The sequence below is a fragment of the Bacteroidota bacterium genome (assembly GCA_016721765.1).
Classification (GTDB): domain Bacteria; phylum Bacteroidota; class Bacteroidia; order UBA4408; family UBA4408; genus UBA4408.
The window spans coordinates 1,076,321-1,091,940 of sequence record JADKHO010000001.1; the positions used below are offsets into that span (position 1 = coordinate 1,076,321).

At 39.3% G+C, this 15,620-nt stretch carries 13 protein-coding genes and 1 riboswitch; of the genes, 5 read left to right on the forward strand and 8 right to left on the reverse strand.

All coding sequences use genetic code 11. The features are described from left to right. Genes IPP32_03775 through IPP32_03785 form a run of 3 tightly spaced genes read right to left on the reverse strand, consistent with a single transcriptional unit; the run spans position 1 to position 2,301 of the window. A complete protein-coding gene (locus IPP32_03775; GenBank protein MBL0047198.1) occupies positions 1–501 on the reverse strand; it encodes a hypothetical protein in 501 nt (166 codons plus the stop codon). 2 nt (positions 502–503) lie between these two features. After that, positions 504–1,040 carry a hypothetical protein gene (locus IPP32_03780; GenBank protein ID MBL0047199.1) on the reverse strand — a complete coding sequence of 179 codons (537 nt, stop codon included), beginning with the start codon at positions 1,038–1,040 and terminating at the stop codon, positions 504–506. 43 nt (positions 1,041–1,083) lie between these two features. Beyond that, entirely contained in the window at positions 1,084–2,301 is a 1,218-nt protein-coding gene (locus tag IPP32_03785; GenBank protein ID MBL0047200.1) for a hypothetical protein, read from the reverse strand. 253 nt (positions 2,302–2,554) lie between these two features. On the opposite strand from IPP32_03785, the gene recQ reads away from it, so the two are divergent. Further along, the gene (gene recQ, locus IPP32_03790) at positions 2,555–4,936 is read left to right on the forward strand and encodes a DNA helicase RecQ (GenBank protein ID MBL0047201.1); all 2,382 of its coding nucleotides are present in this window, start codon (positions 2,555–2,557) and stop codon (positions 4,934–4,936) included. Between the two features lie 68 nt (positions 4,937–5,004). Next, complete coding sequence (locus tag IPP32_03795) at positions 5,005–5,631, forward strand: YdeI/OmpD-associated family protein (GenBank protein MBL0047202.1); 627 nt, start codon at positions 5,005–5,007, stop codon at positions 5,629–5,631. A gap of 5 nt (positions 5,632–5,636) precedes the next feature. Here IPP32_03795 and IPP32_03800 read toward each other — a convergent pair whose 3' ends face one another. Next, entirely contained in the window at positions 5,637–7,070 is a 1,434-nt protein-coding gene (locus IPP32_03800) for a spore maturation protein (protein ID MBL0047203.1), read from the reverse strand. A gap of 121 nt (positions 7,071–7,191) precedes the next feature. After that, the gene (gene metH / locus IPP32_03805; GenBank protein ID MBL0047204.1) at positions 7,192–10,833 is read right to left on the reverse strand and encodes a methionine synthase; all 3,642 of its coding nucleotides are present in this window, start codon (positions 10,831–10,833) and stop codon (positions 7,192–7,194) included. Between the two features lie 88 nt (positions 10,834–10,921). Continuing rightward, positions 10,922–11,035, reverse strand: a riboswitch (SAM riboswitch). 345 nt (positions 11,036–11,380) lie between these two features. Between metH and IPP32_03810 the strand changes: the two genes are divergently transcribed. Both IPP32_03810 and atpC read left to right on the forward strand, forming a co-directional pair. Continuing rightward, on the forward strand, positions 11,381–12,898 hold the full coding sequence (locus IPP32_03810; protein MBL0047205.1) for a F0F1 ATP synthase subunit beta: 1,518 nt from the start codon (positions 11,381–11,383) through the stop codon (positions 12,896–12,898). 75 nt (positions 12,899–12,973) lie between these two features. Next, positions 12,974–13,210: an ATP synthase F1 subunit epsilon gene (gene atpC / locus IPP32_03815; GenBank protein ID MBL0047206.1), complete on the forward strand. Its 237-nt coding sequence runs from the start codon at positions 12,974–12,976 to the stop codon at positions 13,208–13,210. A 62-nt stretch (positions 13,211–13,272) separates the two neighbouring features. On the opposite strand, the gene IPP32_03820 is transcribed toward atpC, so the two are convergent. From IPP32_03820 to IPP32_03830, 3 genes are all read right to left on the reverse strand, one after another. Continuing rightward, the gene (locus IPP32_03820) at positions 13,273–13,704 is read right to left on the reverse strand and encodes a hypothetical protein (protein ID MBL0047207.1); all 432 of its coding nucleotides are present in this window, start codon (positions 13,702–13,704) and stop codon (positions 13,273–13,275) included. Between the two features lie 69 nt (positions 13,705–13,773). Further along, the gene (locus IPP32_03825) at positions 13,774–14,433 is read right to left on the reverse strand and encodes a DUF2461 domain-containing protein (GenBank protein MBL0047208.1); all 660 of its coding nucleotides are present in this window, start codon (positions 14,431–14,433) and stop codon (positions 13,774–13,776) included. 19 nt (positions 14,434–14,452) lie between these two features. Continuing rightward, a complete protein-coding gene (locus IPP32_03830; protein ID MBL0047209.1) occupies positions 14,453–15,010 on the reverse strand; it encodes a hypothetical protein in 558 nt (185 codons plus the stop codon). A gap of 168 nt (positions 15,011–15,178) precedes the next feature. Between IPP32_03830 and IPP32_03835 the strand changes: the two genes are divergently transcribed. Continuing rightward, positions 15,179–15,595, forward strand: coding sequence for a RidA family protein (locus IPP32_03835; protein MBL0047210.1), 417 nt, complete (start codon positions 15,179–15,181; stop codon positions 15,593–15,595). Positions 15,596–15,620: the final 25 nt, after the last annotated feature.

The window sequence follows — 15,620 nt, forward strand, 5'->3', positions numbered from 1 at the left end:
TTAAGGTAAAACAATATTTTCAGCAATCATTCTCTTTTTTAATTCTGCACGAAGTACGCGCACAATAACACCATATTCTACTCCCGTATCGGCTGCTTTCCGATCTTTTAAAACCTTAGGAATAAGTGGCTCGTCTTTTTGGTTTACATATTGCGTAAAGTCACCGCCATCGGCAAAAAACTTATTAAAAAAGTCTTCATATTTTTCCTGCGCATTTACATCAAAAACAACAGGCTTTACATTGCACTCGGTTTTTCCATTTCGGATTCCTTTAAAGAGTACATCGCGCACGGCATTTTTTTTAGCTTGCTCCACAGCATCTACTCTGTTTTTACCATACCCCCATGCTTTTAGGGTTTGAGAGCCGTCCATTTCTGTTCCCATGCACTCGGTTTCATAAGTATAGTTCCCTGCAATCTTTTTTTGAGGATGGCAAGCGCTAAAGTATAGCATGCTTGCAATAAGCACACTTATAAGTGATAGTTTGGTTAGTTGTCTCATAGTTAAAAACCTGAAGATAGTCCTTTAATAATTCCTGCTGCTTCTAAATCTTTGCGCAAGGCATCCTTTTGAATAGATACGATTACGCCAACTTTATACTCCTTGCCCACTTTAACTCGCTCTCCAACTTGGTCGCCAGAGCTACCTACGTATTTCATGTATTTACCGTTATCGGCGAAAAACAAATCAAAAAAATCAGCTTTTTCTTGTTCAATTGCCGGGCTACTCGCTAAAGGTTTTTGAGCTGTACAGCCCTGTGCCCCTCCGGCAAATCCTTTAAATACAATTCCGTGGACTGCATTTTTTTTAGCTTGATCAAGCGCTACATTTGCTTTTTTAGAGTAGCTCCAAACTTTTACCAGGTAGGTTCCATCGGTGCCCACACCGGCACATTCAATTTCGTATTCCCAGTTTTTGGTGTCTTTATCCGCCTTGCGGGCTGCTTGAGCAGACGCTTTGTTGCTAAGTGCTGTTCCAAGCAAGAGCGCAATTGCAACAGCTGTTGATTTTAGCAAATTTATTCCGTTTTTTGTTGTCATTGTTTTTTGATTTAGTTAGTATATAGAGTAGTTTAGTTGGTTATTAATTTTTTTGACGAATAAGCATTCCCGGATAAAACTCACCGCCACTGACCTTTTTAAACTGGGTGTATTTATGTGACTGAGCGGTATCTCCTTCAGCTCCGGCCATATAGCGATTATCCCAAACACCCAATTCACGTGATGCCTTAATCATACCCACTTTATTATAAGATGTTTTGCCATTTTCATCCATAACCTGTTCCAGCACCTGAAATTTATCGCCAAATTCAACTCCTTCTTTCAGCCCTACTTCGGCCGCAATTGGATTAATGTTAATTAAGGGTGATTTGGTTCTAAATTCTTCGTGGTTGCGCTGAAGCTTTGCAATTACTTTATCGGCGGCTTTTACAGTTGCACGAGCAATTAAGGTGTCTTCATCAATTTTCATGCTTTTTAACGCTTGGACATCCGCCCAAGATTTTTCGGAGCCAATGTAGGTAAGGGTAAAGATATTGGATTTATTGAAAGCCTTAACTTTATTGGTATCTAGGTTTGCATCATCAGTCCAATATTGGTTGTAAAACACGGATGATATGGAATCGGTCCAGTTTAAGCGATAGAGATAAGATGTGGTAACAATTACATAACCGCTTCCCAACTCGGTAATTACTTTATTGGCAGCATCAATTTGTTGCCGAGTTTTAGCCGTGTCTCCGCTTGTTCCCTGAGCCAATGAGGCGGCTAGGGCATCGTTTAAAAATCCGGTGGTCTTGCTTGCAACTTCTTCCTTATTGGTGTATTTAAATTCACTTATGAGTACAAATGTATTTCCAATTAATTCTTCACCTGCATCCGCCAATAAGGCTAAACCACGTTTATTAAGCAGTGCAGTACGCGCATCCATTTCGCTAGCGTTGTAAGAACCTCTCTCGGAAATAAGATTCATGTTAAATCCTCCTTTTGCACTTCGGTTAAACCATTTTGCTACCGCTTTTTTTGCCACCTCATTTATATTCAGGTAGCTGTCGATATTTTTTTCTTGTTTTTTAATTTCCGGATTTGAAACAATTGAACGAGAAATTAAATTGTGGTTGTTAAACTTATCCGGAAAAGGAGCATGCATAAATGCATACTTAATAGTCGAATAATGGGCTCGGCTGGTGTCATCAATCATTAATGTGTAAAGTGAGCTTCTTCGATACTTAACACCCTTGGGGTTTACTTGAGCGAATATAGCACTTGTAAATAAGGTTAAGATGAGCGTAATTTTTAGTTTCATAAGGGGTAGATTAATTAATTTACAAGCGGTTAGGCTGTTTCATAACTGATTCTAAAAAATTGGTAGACCAAATAAACAGTATTTTTTGAAAAAAACAAAATGAATTACTTCTTTATAGAAATAAATGGTGTCTCCGTCTGTATTTTTATCGCATTAAGGGATGATATTTGCCTAAATCAGCTGATTCAGAAAATTCATTTATTAGGTTTGAAAAAGTAAAATCAATATATAAATCGAATAGTACATTTACGAAATGGATGTAAGCGCTCTTGAAGTATTAAAAAAGCAATACGGGTACGACAGTTTTCGGCCTATGCAGGAAGCCTGTATTAATGCCTTATTGGCGAATAAAGATGTATTAATGTTAATGCCAACAGGTGGGGGTAAATCCATATGTTTTCAATTGCCGGCATTGATGAAGGAAGGAACAGCGCTGGTCGTTTCACCACTCATTGCCTTAATGAAAGATCAGGTGCAAGCTTTGCGTGCCAATGGAGTAGAAGCAGAGTTTATCAATTCATCACTCAGCTATGAGGCCATACTAGAGGTTAAGGAAAAGTGCCGCAATGGTAAAACTAAATTACTCTATATGGCTCCTGAAACCATTCAGCAGATGCGCGATACCTTTTTAAATGAAATAAATGTTTCGATGGTGGCCATTGATGAGGCACATTGCATCAGCAGTTGGGGGCATGATTTCAGACCCGAATACCTTCAACTTAGTTTTTTAAGGGAGAAGTTTAGTTCCGTTCCATTTATTGCCTTAACCGCAACAGCTGATAAAGTAACGCGCAGGGATATTGCTGTGCAAATGAACTTACGTAATCCCGAAATTTATATTTCTTCATTTGACCGCAAAAATCTAAGTCTAACGGTTAAGCGAGGCATCAACGAAGCAAAAAAGATTAGTGAAATAGCCAGTCTCATACACAAGCACCGAAATGATTCAGGAATTATCTACTGCCTTTCACGAAAGAATACCGAAAAGGTGGTTGAGAAACTTACCGAAATGGGAATAAAGTGTGCCCATTACCATGCCGGAATGAGCACAGAGGATAGGTCGGAAGTACAAGAAGCTTTTACAAAGGATGATATTCGGGTAATTGTTGCGACAGTTGCTTTTGGAATGGGAATAGATAAATCGAATGTGCGTTATGTGATTCACTTTAATTTACCCAAAAACATTGAGAGTTATTATCAGGAGATTGGCCGAGCCGGTAGAGATGGATTAAACAGTGAAACAGTTTTGTATTACTCCGTTGGCGATTTAATTTTACTGAAGCGTTTTGCAACGGATAGTGGTAATCCGGATTTAAACCTCGAGAAGCTTCGTCAAATGCAGGAATTGGCAGAAGCACGAATTTGCAGAAGAAAAATTTTGTTGAATTATTTCAGCGAAAGCATGACCGAAAATTGTGGAAATTGCGACGTGTGCAAAAACCCGCCTCAGTTTATTGATGGAAGTTTATACGCTCAAAAAGCCATATCGGCAATGATACGGACCGATGAAAAGATTGGATTTTCGATGCTTATAAATATATTACGTGGCTCAAAAAGTGCAGCAGTGTTTGAACAAGGATATGATAAATTAAAAACCTATGGGCAGGGAGCCGACTTGAGTTTTGAGCAGTGGCAAGCCTACTTGATGCAACTATTGCAACTTGGATTAATTGAGCTGGCGTATGACGATAACTATGCATTAAAAACCACCGCTTTTGGAAAAGAAGTACTTCATGGAAGAGCTAAAATACATCTGGTTCAACCGGAAATAGTGGAGCGAAAAGTGAAGGAAAAAAGAATTTCAGCAGCAAACAAAGAGGAATCAAAACTTCATCCGTTGTTTGAGGAATTGCGTGTGCTACGAAAACAAATTGCCGACAGTTTGGGCATGCCTCCTTTTATTGTTTTTGGTGACTCCACGCTAACAGCAATGGTGGAGCGATTGCCTCAAAACGAAAATGAGCTCTTAAATTTAACCGGTGTTTCTCAAACAAAAATGCTACGTTATGGCAGCGATTTTTTAAAAATCATTACGGAGTATTGCAGTGCCAATGGGATTCACAAAACAGTTCAAGCAAGCGATTTTTTAAGTGATGAAAAGATTAAGGCTTATACCGATGAGATGCAAAAAAATGGCATTCGTTTGTCGCACCACACCTTGGCTAAATTATTAATCGCGTCTGAAAAGGATAAGTATAGTGCAAACGAACAAGCTCTCAGCTTTTATGGTGTTATGGAGGGGTTAACAAAATATGCAGCCTTGCGACCCATTTTGGGAAATTATTTTGAAAAGAATTTTTATGCAGAGATAGAAAATAAGCGGAATGATTTTTTTGAAGCACCGGTGTATAATCGGCTGAGTGAACAATCGAAAAAAAACCTGATACTGGCAATAAGTACTTTACCACTTGAAAAGCCCAATGAAAGTTTAAGTGAAGCAGTGCAAGAACTCCGCAAAACCTACCCGCGCTCACACGAACCTTGGAGCGAAAAGGAAATTATTTTTTACCGCACAGCGATTGAGCATACCAACGACATAGCCTTTTTAGCGCTTACTTTTCAGCGGAGCGAAGGCAGTGTTAAGGCAATGTATAGTAACAGCTTAAGAAACACAAAGTCAGAAACTAGTGTGTAAAAATTGAAGCATTAACTTTGGAGGAATTTATTCGTTTTCTAATTTTGAGAAGCTAAATACCAACAAGAATGGCAACACGAGATACAAGGATTGATGCATACATCGCAAAAGCACAACCTTTTGCACAGCCGGTAATGACACATTTGCGAAAGTTAGTTCACACCGCTTGTCCGGAAGTTAAGGAGACTATAAAATGGGGCATGCCCAGCTTTGAATATCAGGGACCCTTATTTAGTTTTGCTGCCTTTAAGCAGCATTGTGTCGGCGGCTTTTGGAAATCGAAGTTGCTAAATGACCCCTCTAATTTTTTGGGCGAGCGGAAAAATCAGGGCGGTGAAGCAATGGGAAATTTAGGTAGAATGACTTCACTCAAGGATCTTCCTCCCGACAAGGTATTTATTGATTTTGTAAAACAACACATGAAGCTTAATGAGGAGGGAATTAAAGTGCTTAAGAAACCCCTCGTGAAAAAAGAATTGATTGTTCCGAAAGAATTAACTAGCGCATTAGCTAAAAATAAAAAAGCAAAGCAAACATTTGAAAGCTTCTCGGTATCCGGTAAACGAGAATATGCGGATTGGATTAATGAAGCAAAAACCGAAGTCACACGCAACAAGCGATTAGCCGAAGCCATAACATGGTTGGAAGAGGGAAAGCCTCGGCTGTGGAAATACCAGAAAGAATTTAAAAAGTAATTTTTTTAAAAATAGATACTGCACACAGCAATAGCAGAAATTACACACACCAAATCTACCAGCAACATCACGCCAAGTGTGTAACGCGTTTCTTTTACATTAACAGATCCAAAGTAAAGCGCCACCACGTAAAAGGTAGTCTCCGCAGCCCCTTGAAACAAGCAAGAGAGTTGTCCGGTTAAACCGTCGGGGCCATAGGTTTTCATTGCATCGAGCATAAAACCCCGCGAACCGCCAGCGCTAAAGGGACGCATTAGGGCAACCGGTATAGCATTTATGATTTCTTGTTTTACCTGAAATAATTTTAATACAGCAGTAAAACCAAGCATAACCGTGTTCATCAATCCGGAGTTACGGAATACGCTAAGTGCCACGAGCATAGCAATCATGTAAGGCAGCACCCGTACCCCTGTTGTGAACCCATCTTTTGCACCGGTAACAAAGGAATCGAAGATGTTAGTTTGGTTTTTACTAAATACTTTTTCGCTGATTACACAGTACACAATTATCATAAAAATAATGCTCAAAAGTACGCCATTGCTGAGATTTCCGGTAAAGTGCATTTTTTGTGTGCCTGATAATTGGTTGATGTAAAAAAGCAGAAAACCAATAACTGCGCTAATTCCGGTAACAAAAGCAATTACCGCCAAATTCAATAGATTTATTTTTTGACGAATACTTACAAAAATTAGCGCGGCAAGTGTTCCAATAAAGGAGGTAATGATACAAGGCAACATGATATCTGCCGGATTGGTTGCGTGCTGCGCTGCTCTATATCCAATAATGGAAGTGGGTATAAGGGTTAGTCCGGCGGCATGTAGGCATAGAAACATAATCTGACTGTTACTGGCTCTGAATTTATTTTCATTTGCCTCTTGCATGCTCTCCATTGCTTTTAAACCAAAGGGAGTGGCAGCATTATCCAGACCTAAAAAATTAGCAGCAAAATTCATCGTCATAAAGCCGTAAGCGGGGTGACCGGAAGGAAGTTCAGGAAAAATTTTTACAAAAAGGGGAGTCAGTACTTTTGCAAATTTGTTGATGGCTCCTGAATCGCTTAACAGATGAAGCAATCCACAAAAGAAGGTGAGGTAGCCAATTAAGGGAAGCCATAAATCCAAAATGGTGTTTTTGCATGTCATAAAAATTCCGTCGGCCGATTGCTTGCCAGAATACACTTCTACACTGTTTTTATTCGTGAGTTTGTATAGTGAGTCTCCTTTTTGAAAACCGCTTTCTTTGTTAATGAGCAGCGCGGAATATAGAGCAGTGTCGTTTTGTTGTATGCTAGCCGGAAGCAATTCTCCAACGAGCACAGGGTCGTTTTGTGCTCCATTAACAACGTTGCTAATGGTGTAGGTACGACCGGTGAAAAGCAAAATAAAAATATAGAGGATGCTTCCTGCAAAAATAATTGTCCAAAATCTACTTAATGCCATTCGCGTTCTATTTATTTTTCATCAAAGAAAATAAACGGAAAAGATAAATAGGAAAGGGTACTAAATAACTTGTGAACCTGCCAGTATTAATAACTGAGCCCTTTTTCATGGGCAATTTTTGCTAATAGGCTAGTACACTTCCAAGCCAGCGTTCAACCTCTTCTACTTTCATGTTTTTACGTTTGGCATAATCGAGCACTTGATCTTTTTCTAATTTGCCCACCGCAAAATAATGTGCATCAGGATGTGCAAAATACAAACCGCTCACCGCAGCTGTTGGATACATTGCCAAGCTTTCGGTGAGTTGTATGCCGGTGTTTTTTTCCACCTCCAAGAGTTTCCATAAGGTAATTTTCTCGGTATGGTCCGGTTGTGCCGGATATCCGGGAGCGGGGCGGATACCTTGGTATTTTTCTTTTATGATTTCTTCGCTCGAAAGTTTTTCATCACTTGCATAACCCCATATTTCGGTGCGCACTTTTTTGTGCATCAGTTCTGCAAAGGCCTCTGCCAATCTATCGGCCAAGGCTTTGAGCATAATGGAGGAGTAATCATCGTGATCTTTCTCAAATTTCTCAATCCATTTTTCAATCCCGAAACCGGTACTCAATGCAAAGGTTCCTATGTAATCATCAGCTGGCTTCAGGAAATCTGCCAGGGCTGTATTTTTTAAATCATTTGGTTTTTGACTTTGTTGGCGCAATGAATAAAAATTGGCTGTTTTATTTTTTCTCGAAGTATCGTACACCTCTATGTCATCACCATTTGAATGAGCAGGAAAAATGCCGACCACAGCTTTTGCAGTGAGCCATTTTTCTTCCACAATTCGGTTCAGCATTTTTTGTGCATCCTCAAATAACTTAGTAGCTTCAGCGCCACGCACCGGATCTTTTAAAATTTTAGGATAGCTCCCTTTCATTTCCCAGCTTATAAAGAACGGAGTCCAATCAATATAATCTACCACTTCACTTAAATCGAAATCAGAAAAAACTTTTACTCCAAGAAACTTTGGTGGTGGAACAACTGCGCCATTTAAATTAAACTTGTTTTTTTGCGCATCGGCAATTGAAATATATTTTGCTTGTGCTCTATCAGCTTTGTGATAGCCACGGGTACGTTCATTTTCGGCGCGCACTTCTTTAATAAAATTATCCCTTAAATCCTTTGATAGCAGATTACTTACCACAGGAACGCTGCGCGAAGCGTCGTTCACATGCACCACAGGATGTGCGTAATGCGGCTCAATTTTAACAGCCGTATGTACTTTGCTCGTGGTGGCGCCACCAATTAATAAGGGAATGGTAAAACCTTCACGTGTCATTTCTTTGGCCACGTGAACCATTTCATCTAGTGATGGCGTAATTAATCCACTCAAACCAATAATATCCACTTGTTCTTCTTTCGCTTTTGCTAGGATTTTATCGGCCGAAACCATCACACCCATGTCCACAATATCGTATCCATTGCAAGCCATTACAACACCCACAATATTTTTTCCGATGTCGTGCACATCGCCTTTTACAGTAGCAAGTAATACTTTTCCATTTTTAGAACCTACTACTTTTTCTTTTTCAAGATAGGGTTGCAAATAGGCCACTGCTTTTTTCATAACTCGTGCGCTTTTCACCACCTGTGGCAAAAACATTTTTCCGGCGCCAAATAAATCACCTACCACATTCATTCCCGCCATGAGCGGGCCTTCTATAATGTGCAAAGGTTTTTCGTATTTCTGTCGGGCTTCTTCTATATCAATATCAATAAAGTCGGTTATTCCTTTTACAAGGGAATGTGAAATGCGTTCTTCAACCGATTCTTTTCGCCACTCCTCATCTTTTACATCTTTTTCTTTTCCGGATCCTTTTACTTTTTCGGCATGGTTTATCAATCGCTCGGTTGCATCTTCACGCCTATCAAGTAAAACATCCTCCACCAGTTCTAAAAGCTCTTTTTCTATTTCATCGTAAACGATAAGCTGACCCGGATTTACGATTCCCATATCCATTCCATGTTTTATAGCATGGTATAAAAAGGCCGCATGTATGGCTTCACGCACGTGGTCATTCCCTCTAAAAGAAAAGGAAACATTGCTTACCCCGCCCGATACTTTTGCATATGGTAGGTTTTCTTTTATCCATTTTGTAGCCATAAAAAAGTCGAGTGCATTCTTACGGTGTTCCTCCATGCCGGTTGCAACCGGAAAAATATTGGGGTCAAAAATGATGTCCTGTGGGGCAAAGTGAACCTGATCAACTAAGATGTCGTAAGCTCTTTTACAGATTTCAATTCTACGTTCCAATGAATCTGCTTGACCTTGTTCGTCAAAGGCCATTACAATTACAGCTGCACCATACTTTTTTACAATCTTTGCCTGCCGAATAAATTCCGCTTCCCCTCCTTTCATGGAAATAGAATTTACAATACACTTTCCTTGGGCACATTTTAGTCCGGCCTCGATCGCTTCAAATTTGGATGAATCAATCATGATGGGCACTTTCGAAATATCGGGTTCTGCAGCTACAAGGTTTAAATAAGTAGTCATGGCATAGCTTGCATCCAACATCCCCTCATCCATGTTTATATCGATAGCCTGCGCTCCTCCTTCTACTTGGTCGCGCGCAACGCTTAGTGCTTCATCGTATTTATCTTCTTTAATTAAGCGAAGAAATTTTTTAGAGCCTGTCACATTTGTCCGTTCCCCAACATTTAAAAAATTTGAATCGGGGCGATAGGTAAGCGCTTCTAATCCTGAAAGGCGTAGGTATTTATCAATGCTTGGAATTTTTCTAGGGGCGTGATTTGCAGCATGCTCTGCAATGTGGCGAATGTGTTCCGGTGTGGTTCCACAGCATCCGCCCACGATGTTCACAAATCCACTTTGCAAAAAATCTTCAATTTGCACACACATTTGTTGTGGGGTCTCATCGTATTCGCCAAACTGATTGGGCAAACCGGCATTGGGATAAGCACTTATAAAAAAGGGCGCTTTTTCGGAAAGTTCTTCCAGGTAAGGGCGCATGTCTTTGGCACCCATGGCACAGTTCAAGCCAATGCTAAGCAGATCAACATGTGAAACCGAATTTAAAAAAGCTTCAACGGTTTGACCCGAAAGGGTTCTGCCACTGGCATCTGTAATGGTTCCGGAAATCATCACCGGTAAGGAAACACCTCTTTTTTCGAACACCGATTGTGCTGCAAACAAACCAGCTTTTGCATTTAGGGTATCGGTAATCGTTTCCATCAAAATTAAATCTACACCGCCATCCATTAACGCAGTAATTTGCTCGGTATAAGAATCTACTAATTCATCAAACAGCATGGCGCGGAAACCGGGATTATTTACATCGGGTGACATGCTTAATAATTTGGTAGTAGGCCCCATGGCACCGGCAACAAAGCGCGGTTTGTTTGGAGTTAACAAAGTGTAATCATCGGCTGCTTTGCGGGCTACTTTGGCTGCGGCTAGATTCATGTCGTACACAAACTCTTGCATTTCGTAATCCGCCATCGAAATTTTAGTACCGCTAAAACTATTTGTTTCAATAATATCGGCACCTGCTTCCAAATATTTTTTATGAATTTCCTCAATAATATCGGGGCGTGTAATGCTCAGTAAATCATTGTTTCCTTTCACATCCTTATGAAAGCTTTTAAAGCGTTCTCCGCGGAAATCTTCTTCACTCAGCTTATATTGCTGGATTAATGAACCCATTGCCCCATCAATGACGAGGATTCTTTTTTCTAATTCTTTTCTAATATCGGCCATATAAACTAATTCATTTTAAACAAAAAAAAATCTCTCCGGCATAAGCCGAAGAGATTTTATAATGAGTAATTATTTCAAAATCTAATTCGTCTTATCTATTTCCCGAAAAAAATATCGGAATTGGAGTTAGCACCTTTCCGGCATAAGCCAAACGGTTGCTAAGGTTTCACAGGGCCAGTCCCTCCACCTTTCTTGATAAGTTTGCTTGCGTCGAATAGTTATAACTAAAAATTCGACCCAAACAATCCCGATAAATCGGGAGTTTTAAAAGAACGAAGTGCAAAAATAGAAAAAAAATGCTGAACTCCCATACAGAGCAGCAAATGAATCTTAAAAAAATTGTAGCAAAGTCTATGAACCGTACGATTGGAATTAAATCAAAAGCTTTAAGGCTGGTTACAGGAAGCCTCTAATGCACTTACAGCAAGGAGATTAAACAGTAAAATTGCCCGTTAAAAATAAAAATTGAATAGGTACTTTATTATCTCCAATAAAAACTTACTTTTGCGCTCGATTTCAAAATTGTTAACATTAAACTCAAAAAATAATGTCGAGTCAAATAGGAAAAATTTCTCAGATTATCGGACCTGTAATTGACGTATCCTTTGATACTACTACAATGCAGCTTCCTAAAATATTAGACGCTCTCGAAATAACCAAAGAGAACGGTCAAAAAATTATTTTGGAGTGCCAAAAGCACATCGGTGAAGATACTATCCGAACGGTTGCCATGGACAGTAGTGATGGGTTGCGCAGAGGGATGGATGTGGTTGCTACCGGAATGCCCATAAAAATGCCCATTGGAGAGCAAGTAAAAGGACGCTTATACAATGTGGTAGGTGAGGCTATTGATGGTATTGGAGCAACTCCAAACATTAACGGTATGCCTATTCACCGTGATCCGCCAAAATTTGAAGAATTATCGGTAGCAAACGAAGTGTTGTTTACCGGTATTAAAGTTATTGACTTGTTAGAGCCATACGCTAAGGGAGGAAAAATTGGTTTGTTTGGTGGAGCGGGTGTAGGGAAAACGGTTTTGATTATGGAGTTGGTAAACAATATTGCCAAAGCCTATTCCGGATTATCCGTGTTTGCAGGAGTGGGTGAAAGAACTCGTGAAGGAAACGATTTGTTGAGAGAATTTATTGAATCAGACGTTATTAAATATGGCGATGCATTTAAGCATTCCATGGAACAAGGAGGATGGGATTTGAGCAAGGTAGATATGAAAGCGCTTACTGAATCGAAAGCAACTTTGGTGTTTGGTCAGATGAACGAGCCTCCCGGAGCACGTGCGCGTGTTGCCTTAAGTGGTTTAACGATGGCTGAATATTTCCGTGATGGAGATGCCGACAATAAATCGGGCGGTGGACGTGATATTCTATTCTTTATTGATAACATTTTCCGATTTACCCAAGCAGGTTCAGAGGTTTCGGCGTTATTAGGTCGTATGCCATCTGCGGTAGGATACCAACCAACTTTGGCAACAGAGATGGGTGCGATGCAGGAACGAATTACTTCTACTAAGCGAGGTTCTATTACTTCCGTTCAGGCGGTTTATGTACCTGCGGATGACTTAACCGATCCGGCACCGGCAACTACTTTTGCCCACTTGGATGCTACAACGGTATTAAGTCGTAAGATTGCTGAGTTAGGTATTTATCCTGCGGTGGATCCATTGGATAGTACTTCCCGAATTCTTACCCCAACCGTTTTGGGTGATAAACACTACAACACCGCTCAACGTGTGAAAGAGATTTTACAACGTTACAAAGAATTGCAGGATATTATTGCGATTTTGGGTATGGATGAATTAAGTGAAGAGGATAAATTGGTTGTATCGCGTGCTCGTCGTGTTCAACGTTTCTTATCACAACCTTTCCACGTTGCGGAACAATTTACAGGATTAAAGGGAGTATTAGTTTCAATTGAAGATACTATCAAAGGATTCAACATGATTATGGATGGTGAAGTAGATGAGTATCCTGAAGCAGCCTTTAACTTGGTTGGAACAATTGAAGATGCTATCGAAAAAGGTAAAAAATTATTAGCCGAAGCAAATTAGTAACACGTCATTTTTTGTTGTGAAAGTGGATGTAACATCCAATGTTTCCAATACGAATGACCAATGACAAGAAACATGCATTTAGAAATAATTACACCCGATAAAAAGTTGTACAGTGGAGAAGTGAAAGCAATTTCAGTTCCGGGAACCGATGGTTCTTTGGGGATTTTGAATCGCCACGCACCACTTATCAGTTCATTGAAAAATGGTGTTGTTAAAGTAACCGACAACAAACAGGTGGTTCATAATTTTGATATAAAAGGTGGGGTTATTGAAGTGCTGAACAATAAAGTAATTGTTTTAGCTGAGTAATTTTATCGAACATAAAAAAGCCCGACAGATAATTTTCTGCCGGGCTTTTTTATGCTACTTTATTAATGTTTTTCACCATCTGAATGTTTCTCATCACCTGCATTACAGGCGCCAACAACTGAATGAAAACGCTCGTGAAGATTAAACAAAGCTTTCTTTAACTCTTCATCGCTTGCTTTTTTCTGCACCAAAACATCCATTTGTTTGCATTCTTCTACTAAAAGTGAAAGCGTTTCCTTTACATTTGGTTTGTCAAACTCTTTAGGGGGCGTGCTTTTCAGCCACAATTCTGCTTTTTTAAGCATTTCGGCGCTGCGTGTTTTAATGGGTTCGAGATTTCCATCTTCAGAAGGATGAAAAGTTCCCGACATAACACCGTGAAATTCTTTCATTTCGGGCCATTTGGCTTTGTTTTCTTGAGCAGTTGAGGTTTTAGGAACAAGTAAGGCTGCACTCATTAAAAGTGCTAGGAATGCGAATGTTAATTTTTTCATGTTTTTTGATTTAGATTTTTTCAAAAATACACTTCTTCAGCAAAACGAAAAATGATTTTTCTTCGTTACTTAACTTATTGCTTTATTTAAAAAGGAATTCAAGGGCATTAAAAGTTTGCAACCTTTAATACAATTTGCCAAAAAATCCTTGTCAGAAAGTTCCTTTAGATTAAAGTCGCGCACTGCAATAAAACTTTTCAGTTTAAGGAGTTCAAGTTCAGGGTGGTCTTTTGGATATCCTTTGGGTGCTGTTTTTAATTTATCTTCTTCAGAAAGGCCACCAAAATAATTTACAAACTCTTTTGCGGATAGTATTTTTTTAAAGTCTTTGCTGTGGTAATCAATTTCTTGCCGGATGGCAGCCAAATCAGCTGGTTCAGGCATCCACCGCCCGCCGGCAATAAAGCCCTTATTTCCTTCAATGTGGATATAGTAACCTGCTTCATTGGCATTTTTACCGGCAGCCGAAAAGCTGGCACCGAAATTACTTTTATAGGGTGATTTGTCATTAGAAAACCGGATGTCGCGGTTAATCCTGAATACGCATTTTTTTGCTTCTAAGCCTTTTAATCCTTTATCAAAAATTGAAACACCATCAATTAGTTCTTGCACAAAATCTATAAAATTGGCCTTTGCATTTTCGTAACTGCTTTTGTTTTCTAAAAACCAATCTCTGTTGTTGTTTGCTTTTAGTTTTGATAAAAAATCACGGGTGCTTTTTTCTATAATAACCATATTACAATTAATTTTAGGGAGGTGAAATTAATTTTCCTTTTACATAGTTCTTCTCCGAAATGAGTTTTCCACTCTTGTCGAACTTTTGCCATTTTCCACTCTTCTTTTGATTCACGAATACTTCAACGCGTTGCGGAATGTTGGGTTTTTCGAAATAATAAGTAATCGTGTAATCAAGGGGAATTGTAAGCAACCAATTGCGCTCTTTTACCTTAAAATTTGTACTGGTTCCATAGTCCACCAGTTGAGAAATAGTTCCGTTTTTTCGGTAGCGAATTTCAATCCCACTAGGCAAACCCATATCGCTGTAAAATATGGAGTCTTTTAATTGACCGTTTTTATAGTACCATTTCCATGGTCCTTTTTTTAGTTCAATACGGTTTTTGTTGCTGTATATTTTTTGAACGGCTTGACCTTCAACATAAAGATTTCCTTTGAAATAGCGTTCCTTCACATAATACGTGCGTTGCACAGGGGTGGCGTACAAACGGGTAATGCGTTTTGAGTTATAATTTTGAGCCGATAAAATGCAGGGGATGCCTAGGAAAAACAACAGGAATAAACGTTTCATCAAAATTTTATTGACTTGATTGCTGTAAAACTACAAAGAAATTACAAACCCTTATAGATTCCTAAATCAAAAGAATGGAAATAAGTGCGAATTCCACGGAAAGGGCGAAATGCTTGTTATTCTGTACTCAAAAAACTATATTCGCTGTCCTTTTTTAAAAGAAAAAAAATGAGTGACGAAAAAATAAATTCTTCCAAAGCACCGGAGCCGGTAGGGCTCTATCCACATGCTCGAAAAGTGGGAAACCTGCTTTTCCTCTCAGGTGTGGGTCCAAGAGAAAGAGGAAATAAAAACATTCCCGGTGTGGAGTTGGATGAAAATGGAAAAATTGTTTCCTACGACATTGAAGCGCAATGCCACAGTGTGTTCCGAAACATTAAATACATTTTAGAAGATGCCGGTAGTGGTTGGGATAAAATTGTGGATGTAACCGTTTTTCTCACGAACATGAAGGAAGACTTTAAAACGTATAATCGAATTTATGCTGACTATTTTAAAGATAATTTACCTTGCCGCACAACAGTAGAAATAAATTGCTTGCCCACACCCATTGCGATTGAGCTAAAAGTAATTGCTACAATTTAAAATTGATAATTGCTTCTTAATCTCA